16 protein-coding genes and 2 pseudogenes are annotated in these 18,923 nt (G+C 65.0%); 10 read left to right on the forward strand and 8 right to left on the reverse strand.

Annotated elements, in window-relative coordinates; translation table 11 throughout:
• Positions 1-145: 145 nt before the first annotated feature.
• A pseudogene (locus tag ACWIEX_RS12020) lies at positions 146-535 on the forward strand (IS5/IS1182 family transposase); the annotation flags it as partial.
• A gap of 147 nt (positions 536-682) precedes the next feature.
• Here ACWIEX_RS12020 and phnY read toward each other — a convergent pair.
• The 6 genes from phnY to psrA all read right to left on the reverse strand — a co-directional run bounded on the left by phnY (position 683) and on the right by psrA (position 7,115).
• Complete coding sequence (gene phnY / locus ACWIEX_RS12025; protein WP_454033226.1) at positions 683-2,134, reverse strand: phosphonoacetaldehyde dehydrogenase; 1,452 nt, start codon at positions 2,132-2,134, stop codon at positions 683-685.
• A gap of 1 nt (position 2,135) precedes the next feature.
• Positions 2,136-3,389 (reverse strand): phosphonoacetate hydrolase, encoded by a 1,254-nt coding sequence (phnA, locus tag ACWIEX_RS12030; protein ID WP_454033227.1) that lies wholly within the window; start codon positions 3,387-3,389, stop codon positions 2,136-2,138.
• A 25-nt stretch (positions 3,390-3,414) separates the two neighbouring features.
• Positions 3,415-4,218, reverse strand: a complete 804-nt coding sequence (phnE, locus tag ACWIEX_RS12035) for a phosphonate ABC transporter, permease protein PhnE (RefSeq protein WP_061966027.1) — start codon at positions 4,216-4,218, stop codon at positions 3,415-3,417.
• A gap of 14 nt (positions 4,219-4,232) precedes the next feature.
• Positions 4,233-5,042 carry a phosphonate ABC transporter ATP-binding protein gene (gene phnC, locus ACWIEX_RS12040; protein WP_454033228.1) on the reverse strand — a complete coding sequence of 270 codons (810 nt, stop codon included), beginning with the start codon at positions 5,040-5,042 and terminating at the stop codon, positions 4,233-4,235.
• A 30-nt stretch (positions 5,043-5,072) separates the two neighbouring features.
• Entirely contained in the window at positions 5,073-5,948 is an 876-nt protein-coding gene (gene phnD, locus ACWIEX_RS12045; RefSeq protein ID WP_061966023.1) for a phosphonate ABC transporter substrate-binding protein, read from the reverse strand.
• Between the two features lie 78 nt (positions 5,949-6,026).
• Entirely contained in the window at positions 6,027-7,115 is a 1,089-nt protein-coding gene (gene psrA, locus ACWIEX_RS12050) for an iron-containing alcohol dehydrogenase PsrA (protein WP_454033229.1), read from the reverse strand.
• Positions 7,116-7,222: 107 nt separating this feature from the next.
• Between psrA and ACWIEX_RS12055 the strand changes: the two genes are divergently transcribed.
• The 6 genes from ACWIEX_RS12055 to ACWIEX_RS12080 all read left to right on the forward strand — a co-directional run bounded on the left by ACWIEX_RS12055 (position 7,223) and on the right by ACWIEX_RS12080 (position 14,567).
• A complete protein-coding gene (locus ACWIEX_RS12055; protein WP_454033230.1) occupies positions 7,223-8,116 on the forward strand; it encodes a LysR substrate-binding domain-containing protein in 894 nt (297 codons plus the stop codon).
• 393 nt (positions 8,117-8,509) lie between these two features.
• Positions 8,510-10,090 carry an ABC transporter substrate-binding protein gene (locus ACWIEX_RS12060; RefSeq protein WP_454033231.1) on the forward strand — a complete coding sequence of 527 codons (1,581 nt, stop codon included), beginning with the start codon at positions 8,510-8,512 and terminating at the stop codon, positions 10,088-10,090.
• A gap of 61 nt (positions 10,091-10,151) precedes the next feature.
• The gene (locus tag ACWIEX_RS12065) at positions 10,152-11,129 is read left to right on the forward strand and encodes an ABC transporter permease (RefSeq protein WP_454033232.1); all 978 of its coding nucleotides are present in this window, start codon (positions 10,152-10,154) and stop codon (positions 11,127-11,129) included.
• Positions 11,122-11,997 (forward strand): ABC transporter permease, encoded by an 876-nt coding sequence (locus ACWIEX_RS12070; protein WP_454033233.1) that lies wholly within the window; start codon positions 11,122-11,124, stop codon positions 11,995-11,997. The genes ACWIEX_RS12065 and ACWIEX_RS12070 overlap by 8 nt, the downstream gene beginning before the upstream one ends.
• 1 nt (position 11,998) lies before the next feature.
• Positions 11,999-13,669, forward strand: coding sequence for a dipeptide ABC transporter ATP-binding protein (locus ACWIEX_RS12075; protein ID WP_454033234.1), 1,671 nt, complete (start codon positions 11,999-12,001; stop codon positions 13,667-13,669).
• Positions 13,659-14,567: a PHP domain-containing protein gene (locus tag ACWIEX_RS12080; RefSeq protein WP_454033235.1), complete on the forward strand. Its 909-nt coding sequence runs from the start codon at positions 13,659-13,661 to the stop codon at positions 14,565-14,567. Before ACWIEX_RS12075 ends, ACWIEX_RS12080 begins: the two co-directional genes overlap by 11 nt.
• Positions 14,568-15,051: 484 nt before the next feature.
• Here the strand turns inward: ACWIEX_RS12080 and ACWIEX_RS12085 are convergent, their stop codons facing one another.
• Entirely contained in the window at positions 15,052-16,407 is a 1,356-nt protein-coding gene (locus tag ACWIEX_RS12085; RefSeq protein WP_454033236.1) for an ATP-binding protein, read from the reverse strand.
• Positions 16,404-17,066 (reverse strand): response regulator, encoded by a 663-nt coding sequence (locus tag ACWIEX_RS12090; RefSeq protein WP_454033237.1) that lies wholly within the window; start codon positions 17,064-17,066, stop codon positions 16,404-16,406. The genes ACWIEX_RS12085 and ACWIEX_RS12090 overlap by 4 nt, the downstream gene beginning before the upstream one ends.
• Positions 17,067-17,216: 150 nt before the next feature.
• Here ACWIEX_RS12090 and ACWIEX_RS12095 point away from each other — a divergent pair, with 150 nt between their 5' ends.
• The 3 genes and pseudogenes from ACWIEX_RS12095 to ACWIEX_RS12105 form a co-directional block, all read left to right on the forward strand.
• Entirely contained in the window at positions 17,217-17,849 is a 633-nt protein-coding gene (locus ACWIEX_RS12095; RefSeq protein ID WP_454033503.1) for a DsbA family protein, read from the forward strand.
• A gap of 50 nt (positions 17,850-17,899) precedes the next feature.
• Positions 17,900-18,523: a L,D-transpeptidase gene (locus ACWIEX_RS12100; RefSeq protein ID WP_454033238.1), complete on the forward strand. Its 624-nt coding sequence runs from the start codon at positions 17,900-17,902 to the stop codon at positions 18,521-18,523.
• A gap of 258 nt (positions 18,524-18,781) precedes the next feature.
• Positions 18,782-18,911 (forward strand): annotated as a pseudogene (locus tag ACWIEX_RS12105) (MFS transporter); the annotation flags it as partial.
• Between the last annotated feature and the right edge of the window lie 12 nt (positions 18,912-18,923).

An 18,923-nucleotide genomic window follows, 5' to 3' on the forward strand; every position in this document is an offset into this window, starting at 1 on the left:
CGCTACACTTCTCAGGACGCAGATAGTTTGGCACCGGCCTGCAAAAGGCCGGCTGTGAGTGGAACCAAGGTTTGCCTTTTTGACGCATCCGCGCGCCGCAATTGACGCATCCGCCTGCCGCACCTCGCGGCAGGCTTTTCTGTGGTATGACCACGCCCGTGATCTCTACACCTGCCCGGGCGGGCAGGAGCTGAGACCACGTCAGAAGGCCTATCGAACCGAGCGACCGCTCGTCGACGACGAGGGCATGATGCGTTACCGCGCGAGCAAGCTCGACTGCGACGCCTGCTCGCTGAAGCCGCAGTGCTCACCCAACATGCCGGCTCGCAAGATCCTGCGCTCGATCCATGAGGGTGCCCGCGACCTGGCCAAGGACATTGCCGAGACCGATGCCTGTATCACATCGCGGCTCGACCGGTTGCGACTGCGCGGACCGAATGGCGCCAGAGACGAGTTCCACCTCGCCGCGGCAGCCCAGAATCTCAGGACGCTCGCCAAGCTCAAGCCGAACGGGCCGCATTTCAGGCCTGCCTGATCCAGCGAAGCCCCAAGCCGCTAAATCCGCTCCGCACCAGCGCCGATCTCAGGACTGACTTTTTCAACGGTATCCGCCAATTGCAGACATTCGCACGATGCCGAGAAACGGACATTGCACGAGCTGCTATCGTAGACTCGGTTCTGCTTACGCGGTCCAGGGCATCGACCACGTCTTGACGTTGGTGAAGGATTTCATGGCCTCGACGACACCCTCCTTGTAGCCGAGGCCGGAATCCTTGATGCCGCCGAAGGGGGACATCTCGATCCGGTAGCCCGGGACTTCCCAGAGGTTCACGGTACCGACCTCCAGCTCCGCGACGAAGCGCTGGATGTAATCGTAGCGGTTCGTGCAGATGCCGGAAGAGAGACCATAGGCGGTGGAGTTCGAGATCCGGATGACCTCGGCGATGTCGTTGGGCACGCGGATGATCGGGATGACCGGGCCGAAGGTCTCCTCATGCACCAGCTCGCAGGTATAGGGGATCCTGTCGACCACGGTCGGGTGGAACAGCGCGCCTTCCGCCCGCTTGCCGTGGAGAACCTCGGCGCCCTTGCTCACGGCATCGTCGACGCGGGCCTGGAAGAGCGAAGCCGAGCGGGCATTGATGACGCAGCCGACATCGGTATTCGGGTCCATCGGATCGCCGCATTTCAACTTCCTGGCCTTCTCGACGACGAGCCTGGAGAAGGCGTCGGCGACGCTCTCGACCACCAGGATGCGCTTCACCGCGGTGCAGCGCTGGCCGGAGTTCTTGGTCGCGCCGGTGACGGCGAGCTCGGCCGCCTTGTCGAGATCGGCATCCTCCATGACGATCAGCGGATCGTTGCCGCCGAGCTCGAGCACGATGCGCTTGTAGCCGGCCTTGTCGGCGATGTGCTTGCCGACGCGGACCGAGCCGGTGAAGGTCACCAGATCCGCGTCCGTGTCGGTGATCATCGCATCGCCCATGGTCGAGGGGTTGCCGGTGACGACGGAGAGCATCTCCGGCGGCAGGCCGGCCTCGTAGAGCACGTCGGCCAGCGCCAGCGCGGTCAGCGGGGTCAGCTCGGTCGGCTTCAGCACGAGGCGGTTATTGGTCGCGATCGCCGGGGCCAGCTTGTGGCTGACCATGTTGAGCGGGTGGTTGAACGGGGTGATCGCCGAGATCACGCCGAGCAGCGGCTGGCGCGTCGTGAAGATCTTGCGCGCCTTGCCGTTCGGCGAGATGTCGCAGGAGAACATCTCGCCATCGTCCTTGATGGTGAGCTGCGCCGCGAAGGACCAGACGTCATAGGCGCGGCTGGCCTCATAGAGCGAGTCCTTCCAGCACAGGCCGGCTTCCGCCGTGATCAGCCTGGCGAAGAGTTCCTTGCGGTCGCGCAGCAATTCCGCGGTCTTCTGCAGGATCTGCTGGCGCTCGTAGCGCGAGAGGTTCGGCTTGAACGCCTTGGCCTTGGCGAAGGCCTCGCGGACATGCTCGGGCCGGGCGGCCGGGATCAGGCCGACCACGCTATCGTCATAGGGGTTCCTGACCTCGACCATGTCGTCGGTCGTGACCAGCTTGCCGGCGATGCGCATCGCCTCGCGCCGCACCGGCGGCTTCACCGCAGCGTTCATCTCAGTTCACCAGGTTCAGGGCGACGTCGAAGACGTCGAAATTGCGGAGCGTGCGGCCCTGCGGCACCGTGATCGGCCGATTGGCGATCATCGGCACGCGCTGCTCGGTGATGCCGCCATGCGAGCGCAGCGGCTCGGTCAGGCCGGAGAGATCGTGCCTGTCCGGCGAGGTGCCGATGACCTTCTGGCGGGTCGAGACGACCACGACATCGCCGATCCGGTCGGCCGGCAGTTCGAAGCGCTCGCAGGCTTCCGCCGAGGTCACCGCCAACGCGATGCCCTCGATCCCGGAGATGCGGGCGGCGACCTCTTCCTGGCTGGCGCCATCGGGCAGATAGACCGTGGCGAAGGAGCCGAGCGCGCCGTGATGGACCACGTAGGGGTCGGTGATCGGCAGGATCACGCGCATCGTGCCCCGGCCGTACCATTCGTCCATCAGGCTCTGGAGATAGACGACATCCGGCTCGCCATTGGCGAGGTGCTTGTCGTTCATGCCGTGATCGGCGGTGATGACCAGCGTGCAGCCGAGCGCGTCGAGCTTGCCGACATAGCCGTCGAACATGGCGTAGAAACTATCGGCCATCTCCGAGCCGGGCGCAGCCTTGTGCTGCACATAATCGGTGGTCGAGAGATACATCAGGTCCGGCTTGAAGGTCTCCAGCAGCTTGACGCCGGCAGCGAAGACGAACTCCGAGAGATCGGCCGAATAGACCGACGGCACCGGCATGCCGACGAAATCGAGCACGTTCTCGATGCCGTTCTCAGCCTTGTTGGCCTTGTCGGCCTTCTCGGAGGAGAAGGCGATGGCGCTGCCGGAGGCAAAGTCGAGCCCCTTGCCCAGCAGCGTGCGCAGCTTGTCCTTGGCGGTGACCATCGCGACCTTGAAGCCGGCCTTCTGGAATTCGGCCAGGATGGTCGGCGCCCGCAGGAAGCGGGCATCGTTCATCATCACCTCTTCCCTGGCCTCGCGGTCATAGAAGAAGTTGCCGGCGATGCCGTGCACGGCGGGCGGGCGGCCGGTGATGATCGAGAGGTTGTTCGGGTTGGTGAAGCTCGGGATCACCGAATAGGCGTATGTGCTGGCGCCAGCCTTCATGATCCGGTCGAGGTGCGGCGTCAGCCCCTTGGCGCTGGCGGCCTCGATATAGGCCGGCTCCGAGCCGTCCATGCAGATCACCACCGTCGGACGCTGCGGCCGCGCATAGTCGCGGCCGTTCGCAATAACATCCGAGCCAATCTTGGAATGTGCGTTCATGACCAACTCCTTGCGCCGGCGCCGCTCAGCGGATCAGCGCCCTGACGCGGGACGAGACGAGGTCCGCCACCAGGACCATCGCGAGGATGACGAGGATGCAGGTGGCGGTGTCCTGGTATTTGAAGAGCTTCATCGATGAGACCAGCTCGAAGCCGATGCCGCCTGCGCCGACCATGCCGAGCACCGTCGACTGGCGGACATTGGTCTCCAGCCGGTAGAAGATCGTCCCGAGCCAGGTCGGCAGGACCTGCGGCAGCACGCCGAAGAAGAAGGTCTTGAACGGGCCGACGCCGGCCGAGCGAAAGGCCTCCAGCGGCCCTTCATCGATATCCTCCATCGCCTCGGCGAAGAACTTGCCGAGCATGCCGGCGCCATGGATGGCGAGCGCCAACACGCCGGCGAAGGGGCCGAGACCGATCGCGGCGACGAAGATCAGCGCCAGGATGATCTCGTTGATGCCGCGCATGCAGTTGAGCAATTGCCGCGTCGCATGGAAGACGGCCGGGCTCGGGCTGAGATTGCGTGCCGCGAAGAAGCAGATCGGCAGGGAGATGACGACGCCGAGCAGGGTGCCCCAGACCGCGACCTGCAGGCTCTCCAGCGCCGGCTTCCACAGCCGTTCGAGGAATTCCGGATTGGGCGGCACCATCCGGACGAGGAAATCCCACATATAGGGGATGCCGTTCCAGAGATTGCTGGCGTTGATCTGGGCGCCGAGCGCGGCCCACCACAGGAAGACGAGGATCGCGAGCGCGATCGTGCCGACGCCCCACCAGCCGAAGCGGTTCTGCGGGGGGCGGATGACGAGTTGCAGCGTTCCGAAGGACATGGGGTTGCCTCCCGTCAGGCGATTGCAGGGGCGATCAGCGGCACCAGCGCGGGCTGGCTCACTGGCCGGGGCTTGAGCACGCGGCTGATGCCGGGGTCCTCGAGGCCGGGATAGATCTGGTGCACGATCTCGGAGGTCAGGTGATCGGGCGTGTCGTCGAAGATCACCCGGCCGCCACTCAGGCCGACGATGCGCTCGCCGAACTCGACGGCATAATCGACCTGATGGAGGTTGCAGATCACCGCGATCCCCTCCGCCTTGCAGATCGCCTTGAGGTAGCCGAGCACGACGCGCGAGGTCTTGGGGTCGAGGCTCGCCACCGGCTCGTCGCAGAGGATCACCGCCGGCTGCTGCGCCAGCGCGCGGGCGATGCCGACGCGCTGCTGCTCGCCGCCCGAGAGCTGGTCGCCACGCGAATTGGCCTTGTGGGCGAGCTCGACCCGCGCCAGGCAGTCCATGGCGATGGCGACGTCCTGCCGCGGGAAGAGCTGAAGCATGCTCAGGAAGGAGGACAGGCCGGCCATCCGGCCGACGAGCACGTTCTTCAGCACCGAGAGGCGCTTCACCAGGTTGTGGTGCTGGAAGATCATCGCGACCGGCCGCTTTCCGGTGGCCGCGCGCTTGGTGTCGAACACCGTGCCGTCGATGACGGTGCGGCCGGCATCGGGCTGGGCCAGCCCGTTGATGCAGCGCAGCAGCGTCGACTTGCCGGCGCCGCTGGGGCCGAGCACCACGAGGAACTCGCCGGCTTTGACGCTGAGGTCGATACCCTGCAGGACAGGGCGGCCGGCATAGGATTTCTTCAGGCCTTCGATCGTGATCATGTCGCTTCCTCCGCCGGTCGCGTGTCGCGACTACTTCATCTTGGTCAGATCGAGATTCAGCACCTTCGCCGTCTCGCGGATGATGTCGTAGGCCTGGTCGTTGGTCTCGACGAAGCGGTTGAGCTTGCCCTGGTCGGCCCAGGTGATGTCCCGGATGTTCAGGAAGGCCGATTTGATCTGCTTCTTCAGGTCGTCGGGCAGGTTCTTGCGCCAGCAGGTCGGCGATTCCGGGATCGGATCCGACTCCCAGACGACATGGATGTCGGCCCGGTCGACCAGCTTCTTCTGCACGGCGGCATCGAAGATGCGGTCGGCGATCGTCGCAGCGTCGACGCGCTTGTTGGCGACCGCAAGCGCGTTGGCGTCATGCGAGCCGGTGAACAGGACGCGACCGAAATCCTTCTCCGGGTCGAAGCCGAGCTTTATCAGCCCGGCCTTCGGGAAGAGGTGGCCCGAGGTCGAAGACGGGTCGACGAAAGCGAAGGTGCGCCCTTTCAGGTCCTTCCAATCGCGGATGCCGCTATCCTTCCGCGCGATGATCTGGCTGCGATAGAAGCTGCGGCTCGACTTGGCGGTCTCCGCCGTCGCGAAGGCTTCGATCGGCGCCACCGTCGTGCCGAGCACGTAGGAGAACGGGCCGAGATAGGCGACGTCGACATGGCTCGAGCGCATCGCCTCGATCACGCCGTTATAATCCGAGGCGACGAAGCCCTGGACCTTGATGCCGAGATTCTTCTCCAGCGCATCGAGGAGCTGCTGGCTCGATTCCAGCATCGCCCGCGAATCCTCGGACGGGATCAGCCCGACCCGGATCTGTTTGGGCTGGGCCTGGACCAGCGCCGGCATCGCCAGCACCGTTCCCGCAGCCAATGAGTTCTTCAGAATCGTCCGACGCGTGATGGTCATGTCATCCTCCCAAGATGATCCGGCGATCTTTTGATCTGCCGGTGAACCGTTGCGGGCGCCGTTGCCCGTTGCTTGCTCTCAGGCGGCCATGGCCGCCTGCCTTCCAATGAAGTTGCGGCCGCGTTCGCCTTCGAGCGCCTTGCCGACGAGGCGGTTCCACTCGACGCCTGAGACGCCGTAGGCGGTGGGGTCGGTCGAGACGCCGAGATTGCGCAGGAAGGCGCCGAGGCGTTCCGCCCCTGCTTCGAGGTCCGGGCCGAAGACGCGGCGCAGCGCCGCATCGCATTGCGGCTGCGCACCCATCGCCCAGCGCATCACGATCGGCAGCGAGAAGGAGCAGGCGATGCCGTGGATCGTGCCGCTCTTCAGCGTGATGTCGTAGGAGATGTTATGGGCGAGCGCGGTCTTGGTGTTGGAGAAGGCCATGCCGGCGAGCAGGCTGGCGCGCATCTGCCGGGCGCGGAGCTCGACATCGTCGAGACGCTCCAGCAGGCGGGGCAAGGTGTCGATGATCTCTTTGGCAGCCTCGACCGCATAGTTCGCCGAGACCGGATTGCCGTTGACGTTCCAGATGCTTTCCAGCGCATGGGACAGGGCGTCGAGCCCGGTCGCCAGCGTGAGGCCGCGCGGCGCGCCGACCGTCAGCGCGGGGTCGAGCACCGAAGTCTCCGGGTAGAGCCGGGGGTGGGCGAGCGAGTATTTGCTGCCATTGGCGGCGTCCCAGACCGTCGCCCAGGAGGTGACTTCGCTGCCGGTGCCCGCCGTGGTCGGCACGGCGATGATCGGGATGATCGCAGCCTCATCCAGCGGCTTCTTCTCGACGAGATGGCGGCGCACATTCTCGAAATCGCCGCCGCTGGCCGCCAGAACCTTCGCGGCATCGATCATCGAGCCGCCGCCGAGCGCGACGATCACCTGCGCCGGTTCGGCCGCGCCGAACTGGCGGCAGGACAAGGCGAGATCGGCGCAGTCCGGATTGGTCTCGATATTGGTGATCGACACGACGGGCGAGCCGGCCACCGCCGTCAGCCGGGCGGAGAGTTCGCGGAAGATCGGCTGGTCATAGGTGACGAGCGCCCAGCGGCGGTTGCCGATCAATCCCGCGACCTCGTCGAGCAGGCCGGCCCCGAAGCGGATCCTGACGGGATTCCAATACGCCCAGTTCATGCGGTTCATCCTCGCAATGCGCCTTGCCGGCTTCGTTGCGAGGATGCTCACAGAACCCTATCTCCATAACAAATTGATTTTTTGATCAGAATGGATAGGTTTTTGCTATGCGTTACACTCAGCTCAGATCGTTCCATCTGGTGGCCAGTTCGGGCGGCTTCAACGCCGCGGCGGACACCTTCCACATCAGCCAGCCGACCTTGACGGCCCAGGTCGGCGCGCTGGAGGAAGAGTTCGGCGTCGAGCTCTTCGTCAAGCGCGGCCGGCGCCGGGAGCTCAGCAATACCGGCCGTCAGCTTCTCACCATCACCACCCGTCTCTTCGCCGAGGAGGCCGAAGTGCTAGCCTTCCTTTCGGAGACGCGGGAGCTGCGCACCGGGCGTCTCTCGATCAGCGCGGTCGGCCCCTTCCACGTCACGGAGATGCTGGCTGCCTTCAATCAGGCCTATCCGGAGATCGAGCTCGCCGTGAAGCTCGGCAACTCCGCCGAGGTTCTCGACGATCTCGCCAGCTATCGCTGTGATGTCGCCGTCCTCGCTTATATCGACGAGGACGATCGCCTTCTGACCATCCCCTACAGGCGCCATCCCGTGGCCGTGTTCGTGCGTCGTGATCACCGTTTCGCCGCGCGCGACAGCATCCGCCTGACAGAGCTGGAGGGCGAGCCGATGATCGCGCGCGAGCAGGGCTCGAGCACGCGACGCGCTTTCGAGGAGGCTCTCGCCAGGACAGAGACTAAGCCACGCCTGATGATGGAGATCGGCAGCCGTGAAGCGATCCGCGAGGCGGTGATCCACGGGCTCGGCATCAGCTATGTCTCCGAGGCGGAATTCGTGCCGGACGAGAAGTTGAAGCTGATCCGGATCGAGGGCGCCGAGGTCTATACGTATGCCCATGTCGTCGTGCTGAAGCAGCGCGAGTCGAGCCGGATCATCAAAGCCTTTCTCAACGTCGTGCATCGTGCACGCGATGCCTCCGATCCCGGGATGCGCAACTCCTAGTTTGGAGCCGACCGCGCGGCGAGCCAGCAGCCAATATGCCGCGCGGCGACACATGGCTGGGAACAAAACGTGGACGGAAGGCACAGCGACCGCCGCGTCACCGGCACACTCAATTCGGGTGATTTTGTGTGCGGTTCGACAACCGTAGCGTCCCCCTGACTTTCATTCCGTCGTCACATCCGATGGGCAATATCAAATACATAGAGAATTCCTATCTATTACATAGGAATTTCGTATTTGAGCTAGCCAGCGGCCTAGGTAGGGTCTTGCTGGGAAACGCCTGAATACAACGTAGAGAGAAAGCTATCGGAGCACCCGCTTCGGTGGTCATGAAATACTGTTGTCGGAAATCAACGTCTTCGTATGATTTCATGGGGGCTATCAATGAATTTCATGTCGAAGCGTGAGTTTCTGCAACTTGTCGGCTTGAGTGCAGCAGCGATCGGATCCCAATCAATACCCGGCATCGACGCTCTCGCCGCAGACACCCTTCCCGACTGGGCCGCGCTGCCGCAAGGTGCCACGCCGAAGAGCGGCGGCAAGCTCGTCTATGGCCAGACCTACCCGAACTGGGCCGTCGGCACCTCGAACAACGGCAAGCATCCCTATTACTGGATCGACCTGCTGACCCGCTCGATCTGGAACTGCCTGATCTGGATCGACCATGATTTCAATCTCAGGGGCGAGCTGGCCGAAAGCTGGGCGCCCGTCGACGAAACGCTAAAGATCTGGGACTTCAAGCTGCGCGAAGGCGTGATGTTCCACAACGGCAAGGAGATGACCTCGGAAGACGCGGTGGCGTCGATCAACGCGCATATCGCCCAGAAGGGCAGTTCCTTCATCAACAAGTGGTTCGACAAGGTCGAGGCGCGCGGAAAATACGGCCTGCGCTTCATCCTGAATGCGAGCTACGCCGAATGGCCCTATGCGCTTGCCGAGTACCGGATCGTGATCGTGCCGGCGGCCGCGCCCGATCTTATCCTGGCGGACGGCATCGGCACCGGCCCGTTCAAGCTGGTGCAGGTCGACAACCGCCGCGGCTTCCAGGCCGTCCGCAACGAGAACTACTGGCTGAAGGGCCGCCCCTTCATCGATGAGATCGAAGGCTATATCGTCAATTCCCAGACGGCGATCAACGGCTTCCGATCGGGCCAGTTCAACGCGGTCTTCAACATCGATCCGACGACCGCCGGCCAGTATGAAAGTGCCGGCGGACTGGTCCACAAGTCCAAGGGCGGCGACCAGTTCCTGCTCAGCCTGCCCAAGAATCTCAGCCTCGTCTGGAACGATCCGCGCATCCGCGAGGCGATTAGCCTTTCGATCGACCGCGATGCGATCAACAAGATCATCTACAACGACCCGGGAAGCTGGGTCGGCAACGACACCCATATGTCCGGCATCAATCCGGAATTCCTGCCGCGCGAAAAGCCCCATGACGTGCAGCGGGCGAAGAAGCTCCTGGCCGAGGCCGGGCATCCCAACGGCCTGAATCTGCCGGCCATCGTCTTCTGCGCTTCCTTCCCGGAGGAGCCACGCATGATGGCGATCGTCGCGCAATCGCTGAAGCAGGCCGGGATCAATCTCGAACTTCGCGAAATCCCGACGGACGGCTTCAGCGCTTATGTCAAACAAGTGAACCCGCCGATCGGCCGGCCCGCCCGCTCGCTGGTGGGGCCACGCAACCCGGCGATCAATCTCGGGCGCTTCATCACGAACCCGGATGAGGCGGGAGGCTGGGCGGGGGCGAAATACGACGCCTTCGTCGCGCTCTACGAGCGGACGATTTCCGAGCCGAACGACGCCAAGCGGCTGGAGATGTACAAGGAGCTTCAGCGCATCGTGCAGTCGGATACGCCCGCCGTCATGCTCGGCGGCCGGCGCAACATGCTGGCGCATGCGCCCAAGGTCCAGAACCTCAAGTCGCATTCGCAGAACTGGAGCAGCCGCTTCGACGACGTCTGGATTTCGGCCTGACCCCGCATGGTGGAGCAGGCTTCGCCGGCTCCACCGCCCCCCATTCCCCGAGGCGATGAGCATGGCGCGGATGATCCCGATGATCGGAAGACGGCTCGCCCTGTCTTTCGTCATACTGAGCCTGACGGCACTGATCGTGTTTCTCGGCACCGAGGTGCTGCCGGGCGACGCGCTCACGGCCACGATCCCGGCCGAGGAGCTCGCCTTCTACTCCCCGCAGCAGATCGCCGAGATGCGCCATGAATATGGGCTCGACCGGCCAGTCTATCTCCGCTTCCTCGAAGTGTGGCAGCGGCTGTTCACGTTCGATTTCGGCACGACCATCGTCAAGCGCGAGCCGGTCTTCGACCGCATCCTCCATCCGATGATCAATTCCGCGATCCTCGCGGGCGTCGCTCTCGCGGTGATGCTCGCCGCCGTGATCGTGCTTGGCGTGCTCGCCAGCCTCCGGCCGGGCGGGCGCATGGACAACGCCATCAGCGGCACGACGCTGTTCACTTATTCCATGCCGGATTTCGTGGTCAGCAACGTCTTCGTCATCGTCTTCGCGGTCTGGCTGGGTCTGTCGCCGGCGGTGATCTTCGCGCCGACCGACGCTCCCAAGCTCACCATCCTCGCCGCCGCGATCCTGCCGGTGGTGGCGCTCTGCGTCCACGGCGCAGCCTATCAGTTCCGGCTGCTGCGCACGGGCATGATCGAGGCGTTGAACAGCGACTATGCCGAGCGCGCGCAGCTGGCCGGCGTGCCTGCCTGGCGGATCTGCATCGGGCACGCCCTGCCTTCCGCACTGATCCCGATGCTGAACGGCACCGCCGCCTTCGTCGCCGCGTTGCTCTCGGGCTCGGTGGTGGTCGAATCCGTCTTCAAATTCCCCGGCGTGGGAAGCGAATTGCTGCGCGCGCTGGCCCAGCGGGAGATCCCGATCATCCAGGCGATCGCCTTTCTCGCGGCGCTGGCGGTGATCGCCGCCAATCTCATCGCGGACATTGCCGTCCTTGCCCTCGACCCGCGGGTCCGCACGAGCGCCCGTCATGGCTGATGTCCTCGCCTCCACCTCCGAAACACCGGCCGCGCCGCGCTCTTCGCCGCTCCGGCGCGCCTTGTCCCAGCCGGCGACGCTGTTCGGCACGATCCTCGTCGCCGTGCATCTGTTCCTGGCCCTGTTCAGCCCGCTGATCGCGCCGCATGATTCCAGCGCGCTGGTCGCCGCGCCGCTGCTGCGGCCGTCCTGGGAGTTCCTGATGGGAACCGACCAGATCGGGCGCGACTATTTCAGCCGGATCATCGAGGGCGGGCGGATCGCGCTCCTGGTCTCCTTCTGCGGCGTCGCCATCGCGCTGGCGGTCGGCACCATCCTCGGCGTGCTGGCCGGCTATGTCGGCGGGCGCTTCGACGAGGTCATCATGCGCTTCGTCGATGCGATGATGTCGATCCCGGAGATCATCCTCATCGCCATCCTGACGCTCGCGCTCGGCAAGGACATCTGGGCCCTGATCCCCGTCGTGGCGGCGGTCTATACCTGGGGCGTTGTGCGGGTGATGCGATCGAAGACGATCAGCCTCGCGACGCTCGACTTCGTGCGCGCCGCCGAACTGCGCGGGGAAAGCCGCTTCGCCGTCATGCTGCGCGAGATCCTGCCGAACCTGACCGGGTTGCTCGGCGTCGAGCTCGCCGTGCGCGTCTCCTCGGCCGTGCTGCGCATCAGTGCGCTGTCCTTCCTCGGCCTCGGCATCAGCCAGCCGACGCCGGACTGGGGCCTGATGGTGCAGGAGGCGATGGGCGTGGTCTTCACCGACCCGTGGTTCCTGCTCCTGCCGGCGGTCATGCTCTCCACCCTGATCATCGGGGTGAATTTCATGGTCGACGGCTTCGCGCGTGCCTTCGGCATCGCCTCGACGGAGCTCTGACATGCCGGCCCCCCCGCATATCGAGGTCCGGGACCTCAAGCTTGTCTACAGGACCGGCCCGAAGACGGAAACGACCGCCATCGACACCGTGAGCTTCTCCATCGCCAAGGGCGAGACGCTGGGCATCGTCGGCGAAAGCGGCTGCGGCAAGTCCTCGCTCGCCCGCGCCTTCCTCGCCTACACCCGGCCAGGCGCGCGGATTGCCGGGGGCAGTCTCAGCGTCGCCGGACAGGACGTGCTGAAGCTCAAGCCCGACCAGCTCCTGCAATACCGTGGCCGGCGCGCGGCGATGGTGCCGCAGAACCCGCTGTCATCGCTGACGCCGCACCTGACCATCGGACAGCATCTCGTCGAATTGATCCGGCTGCACAAGGCGGCCGGCGGCCGGACGCCGAAGGAGAAGGCGCTCGAATTGCTCGCGGCGATGGAACTGCCCGACCCGGCCGCGATCTATGACCGCTATCCGCATCAGCTTTCCGGCGGGCAGCTGCAGCGCGTCGTCATCGCGGCCGCGCTGGTGGCGGAGCCGGAGCTCATCATCCTGGACGAGCCGACCACGGCGCTGGACAAGACGGTCGAGTCCCAGGTGCTCGATCTCGTCAGCCGCTTGCAGAAGCGCACCGACACGACGCTGATCTATGTCAGCCACGACCTCAACGTCATCGCCCGCATGTGCGAGCGGGTTCTCGTGATGAAGGACGGCAAGGTCCTCGAGGATGGGCCGACCGGCGAGGTCTTCACCCGTCCTCGCACGGATTATGCGCGGACCCTGATCGCCGCCATTCCCAAGCTCGAAACCAGCAAGCCTTCCAATGTCACGCCGCTCCACGGCGAGGCTGCGGCGCTGACGATCGAGAAGCTCGATTTCTCCTATGCGCGCCCGCCCGGCTGGAACCCGCTGGGGCGGTTCTTCCCGCGGCCAGCGCCGCCGCCGACATTGGCCGATATCGCGCTCGCCATCCCACCTGGCGCGACGCTCGGCGTGGTCGGCGAATCCGGCAGTGGCAAGTCGACATTGGCGGCGCTCGTGGCCGGTTTGGCCAGCGGCAATAGCGGCGAAATCCGCTTCGACGGGCAGCTCCTCTCCGGCCTCGCCCCACAGCGCGACCGCGACCTGCGCCGACGCGTGCAGATGATCTTCCAGGATCCGGCTTCCTCGCTTAACCCGCAGCATACGGTGGAGCAGCTCATCGCCCGGCCGCTGCAGGTCTTCTTCGGCATGAGCCGCGCAGCCGCACGCGAACGCACGGTCGAATTGCTGGCCGAACTGGGCTTGAGCGCGACCTTCCTCGACCGGTCGCCGCGCCAGCTCTCCGGCGGCCAGCAGCAGCGCGTCGCCATCGCCCGCGCCTTCGCCGGCAAGCCGGATCTCGTGCTCTGCGATGAGGTTACCTCGGCACTCGACGTCACCGTTCAGGCCTCGGTCCTGCGCGTGATGAAGCGGCTGCAGAACGAGCACGGCACGACCTATCTCTTCATCTCGCACGACCTGCCGGTCGTCGCCGAGATGTCGGACCGGATTCTCGTGCTCGAGAAGGGGCGCATCCGCGATTACGGCGACACGGGCGCCGTCCTGAGCGCGCCATCCTCCGACTACACCCGAAATCTGCTGGCGGCCTTCACAACCGCTTCGCAGCAGCTCGCACACAGGACCTTGAAGCATGCAAGTTGAGGCTTTCGCCGCGCCCGGCCGGTTCTACCGGGGCAATCTCCACACGCATTCGACGCGCTCCGACGGCAAGCTGACGCCGGAGGAGGTCTGCAAGCGCTATCGCGAGCGCGGCTACGACTTCATCTGCCTCTCCGACCACTTCATGGAACATTACGACTACCCGCTCGTCGACACGACCGGTTATCGGACCGACGGCTTCACCACGATCCTGGGCGCGGAATGCCACGCGCCTGCCACGGAACGCGGCGAGAAATGGCATATCCTCGCCGTCGGCCTGCCGCTCGACTTCCCCCCGAACCGCGATGGCGAGACCGGCCCCCAGCTCGCGCAGCGCTGCATCGATGCCGGCGCCTTCGTCGCGATCCCTCATCCCGAATGGTACGGGCTGACTGCGGGCGATGCCGCCTCGATCCCGGGCGCGCATGCGGTCGAGGTCTATAATCATACGAGCCAGGTCCTGAACGGGCGCGGCGGCGGCTCCTACTATCTCGACGACATCCTCAATACCGGCCGGCGCATCGATGCGCTCGCCTGCGACGATGCCCATTGGGTGGTCGAGGCGGATCGCAACCGCGATGCCTTCGGCGGCTGGGTCATGGTCAAGGCCGAGGCCAACGAGCCGCAGGCGCTGGTCGAGGCGCTGAAGCAGGGCCACTACTATTCGAGCCAGGGCCCACTCATCGAGAACGTCACCGTCGACGGCGATTTCATCGAGATCGCGTGCTCGCCCGCCTTCCAGATCTCGCTGGTCGGGCGCGCCTCGAAGAACGAGAAGATCTCGGGCCTCGGGGTGACCAGGGCGCGCTTGCCCTGGCGCAAATTCGAGGGCGACTGGTGCCGCCTTGTCGTGATCGACGAAGCCGGCAAGATCGCCTGGTCGAACCCAATCTATTCCTGATGCTAGGCGGAGCTATCCCTGCGACCCGGTTCAGCCCGGGATCGCAGGAGCTTCCTCCCCAGAGCTGGAGCCCAATGCTCGCAGCGCTGCAGCGCCCTGCCGCGAGAGCGGCTTGGTCCATTGGCGCACAGCCTCTGGCGCATCGAGGGCGTGTCGCGTGCCCGCCGCTCAGATCCTGCCTCAACCCCGGATCGTTCGTTCGATCAAGGGCCACCGGTGCGCCGGTTTAAGTCGCGGGAGCAATCGTGGCCGTCATACGGCACAACACCGAGGCTGTCGTTCTTCCCGACACCCAAGCCTTAATCACGCGCTTCGATGACCGCTCTCGGGTCCACGTCCATCACGAAGGCACAGGTTGGCAGGCCGACATCGTGTTCAGGGACCCGCCCCCCGGGAGTGCCGAGCCACCGCTGCAGGCCCCTCGACCAAGATTGCACCCATTTTTCGGTTTTGGACGCAATTTTGGTTGAGCGCGGCGGCTGGGCTAGTCCTTGTGACGCGATCTTTGCTGCCCAACGGCGGTTGGAAACGAAACGGTTGCCGAGAGTCCGCCTGCCTCCCTGTTCCCCAGCTCGAGTATGCTCCCGCTGAGATGCGCAAGCGCGGCTTGAACAATCGCCAGGCCCAGCCCGCTTCCGCTGTGGTTCTGTCCACGGCCCCGATAGAAGCGCTGCATGACCAGATCGAGCTCATCGACGGGAATTCCTGGGCCCTCGTCCTCGACAGTGATACTGGTCTCTCCGGCTCGGCGCCAGCGCACCCGCCCTCCAGGGGGGCTGTATCCGCACGCGTTCTCATGGAGATTGCGCAAGGCAAGCCTGAGGTTATCGGGATCGCCGGTGATCGCGAATGCATCGAGTTCCGGATCGATCCCGACGGTGAGATCGTCTCGCAAGCGCTCCTTGTCGATCTCGCGCAGCAGCGGCCCGATCGCGACGGGGTTCATCACCGGTCTCGCGACATCGGCGTCGAGGCGGGCAAGCGCGAGCAACTGGCTCACCAGGCGCGCAGTCCGGTCGACGCCTTCGATGATCCTTCCCAGGGCCGACTGGCGCATTTCCGGTTCCTCGGCAGCCCTGGCGATCTGGGCTTGCGTGCGGATCCCGGCGAGAGGCGTGCGCAATTCATGCGCGGCAAAGGCCGTGAACTCCCGTTCCCGCCGTCGCGCCAACTCCAGTCGCCCGAACAAGCCGTTCAGAGCATCGGTAACCGGGCGAACCTCGTTGATCGGCTTGGTTCGCAACGGCGTGAGATCGTCGACTGTCCTGTCCTTCAGGTCGGCAGCGATCTGCTTCAAGGGCCCAAGCCCGCGCCCGATGCTAAGCCAGATGAGTACCGCGAACAGGGGCAGCATCACCAGGGTCGGCACGACGAGGCCGAGCACAAGGTCCTGGACGAGCCGGTTGCGCAGGCCGAGCCGGTCGCCGACCAGGACCCGAACGCCCTTTGCAGCATCCTCGATGGCATAGACACGCCAGGTCTCGCCACTGACGACGCTGTCCGAGAACCCTTCCCGCTGCTCGGTCAGGCGTTCGGCCGGAGCCGTTCCCGAGGCGGCAACAAGCCGACCGCTCAACGACCAGATCTGGCAAGAGAGCTGCCGCTCATAGCTGCTTGTATCAATCCTTGCAGGCGGTGCCTTCGCGATCGTGTCGTCCGCCATTCCGCCATCGTCGCGGACCAGCGAGGACACCATGCGCGCGGCTTCCTGAAGACGTGTGTCGAGAACATGCTCCAGCTCGCGCTTGGTGCCGAGGTAGATCCAGATGGTCGCAGCGAGCCAGATCAGGCCGGTCGTCGCGACCAGGATGAGGAACAGTCTTGCGCGAAGCGAGGTCATGGCGTCGGCCTCAGGCGATAGCCAACACCGCGTACGGTTTCGATCAGCTCGCGGCCAAGCTTCTGGCGAAGGTTATGGACATGGACCTCGATCGCGTTGCTCTCCACATCCTCCTGCCAGCCATAGAGACGTTCCTCCAGTTCGGCGCGCGAGCGGATCGTCCCGGGACGCTCGGCAAGCGCGCGAAGGATTGCGAATTCACGCTGCGTCACATCGAGCGCTTTGCCGTCGCGCGAGACCAGATGAATCGCCGGGTCGAGGACGAGCCCGGCTGCACTGATCGTGGCAGCCGCCCTGCCCTCGCCGCGCCGAGCGATCGCGCGCAGCCGTGCCGCGAGTTCGTCGAGATCGAAAGGCTTGCCCAGATAGTCATCCGCGCCGCGATCCAGCCCGACGATCCGATCACGCGTATCGCCGAGCGCCGTAAGCAGCAGAACGGGTCGACGCTCGCCACCCTCCCTCAGATTCTTCAGCAGATCGAGCCCGGAGCCGTCGGGGAGCATGAGGTCGAGCACAATGACGTCGAAGACCCCTGCGGCCAAGGCATGTCGGCCATCGGCGCAGGAACCGACAACCTCCGCGTTGATGCCATGGATCTTCAGGCCGACGCTGAGGCCGTCGGCAAGAATGGGGTCGTCTTCGACGATCAGAACGCGCATATCATTCCCTCGACGCCGGCTTTCTCCCTCCAGCTTAAGGCTGCCTTAAGCTGGGGAAGCTCGATGGCCGCATCGTTCCCGCATGGGAACCGCAGCTTGCCCGCGACGGCGGGAGCTGCTCGGCCTGTACATCGAAGAGAGCGCGAAACCATGCATCCTGATCGTCGCACCATTCTGGGAGGGCTGGTCCTCCTCGCGGCAGGCCTCCCTGGCCGGGCTTCGGCGCAGGAAGGGCAGCAGGAAGGGCAGATCGACGCGAACGCCATCCTCAACGATCCGGACGCGCCCGTTGGCGGCAATCCGAAGGGCGACGTCACCATCGTCGCCTTCCTCGACTACAACTGCCCGTTCTGCAAGACATCGGCTGTCGAGCTCGCCCGGGTCATGAAGGAGGATGGCAAGATTCGGCTCGTCTACAAGGACTGGCCGGTCATCGCCGAAACCTCGGTCTATGCCGCCCAGCTTGCTCTCGCGGCCGCCTACCAGGGCGGATACCAGAAAGCGCATGACGCGCTGATGGCGACCAGGGGAAAGCTGAGCAAGGAGCAGATCTCGACAGCGATCAAGGGCGCGGGGCTCGATCTCGCACGCCTTCAGGCCGACCTTGACGCCCACGGTGACAAGATTATCGCGCTGCTCAAGCGCACCATGGCCCAGGCCGACTCGCTCGGGCTGCAGGGAACGCCGACCTATCTGGTAGGGCCGTTTCGGACTTCAACACTGGACTACGAAGGCTTCAAGCAGGTCGTTGCCGACGCCCGCAAGAAGCAGGCTGGCCAATAGGGGCGACGGGGATGGCTTCCACCTTGCCGACACGCGGTCTCGCGGCCGTGATGCTCGCCGCCTTGGCCGCCGGTTGCACGACCATCGCCCAGCGGCCGGAACCAGCGCCCGCGCCGCGCTTCAGCGCGCTCGACCTCGAGCGCTACGGCGAGGTCGATGGCGAGCCTTTTCATGTTCCGGCCGTCTCGCTGGAGGATCTGCGGCCACGGAATCTGCGTCAGCTCGTCGAATATCGGACGAAGGAAGCGCCGGGCACCATCGTGGTCGATCCGAAGCATCGGTTCCTCTATCTGGTTCAGCAAGGCGGGAAAGCCTTGCGCTACGGGGTGGGCGTCGGCCGCGAAGGCCTGGCCTGGTCCGGATCGGCCAATGTCGCGACCAAGCGCGCGTGGCCAAACTGGACGCCGACGCCCGACATGATCCGGCGCGAGCCCCGCAAATATGCGAAATGGGCCGGCGGCATGAGCGGCGGCGCGGAGAACCCGCTCGGTGCCCGGGCGCTGTATCTGTTCAAGGATGGCCGCGACACGCTCTATCGCATCCACGGCACCAACGAGCCGGAGACGATCGGCCACGCCGTCTCGTCGGGGTGCATTCGCATGATGAACCAGGACGTGATCGACCTCTATCGACGAGTCTCGGCAGGCGCGAAGGTGGTGGTCCTGCCGGGTTGATCCCGCGGGGTAGTGGGCTCGCGAGTGGATCTGGCTCGTCGAGTTTGACCTTGGGCGTGTCCCTGCCTTCCCGCCGCAGGTCCCGGGTTCTGACGAACGAAAGCATGGGGGCTTTTCCCCATCTCCCCTCGAAACGGGAAGATCAAGGCCGAGGGCGAGCCGTAGCCCGGCTCCATCGCCACGCTGGTCACGGACATGCCGCTGTTCAACAGCTCGATCGCGCGAAAGACGCGCAGTCGGCGTCTCGACGGGCGCAGCGGCTTCGTCGGCGCGTCCGCCATGGTGCTCGAATGCCATCGGCCGGAAGAGAAGGCTCGCGTGCAATCTTTCAACCGACTTCGCGGTGTTCGGCACGATGGCGGTCGGCTCGTTCCTGTCCGGCGGACTCACGCGACGCAAC

It is taken from the genome of Allobosea sp. NPDC055353 (assembly GCF_053644975.1).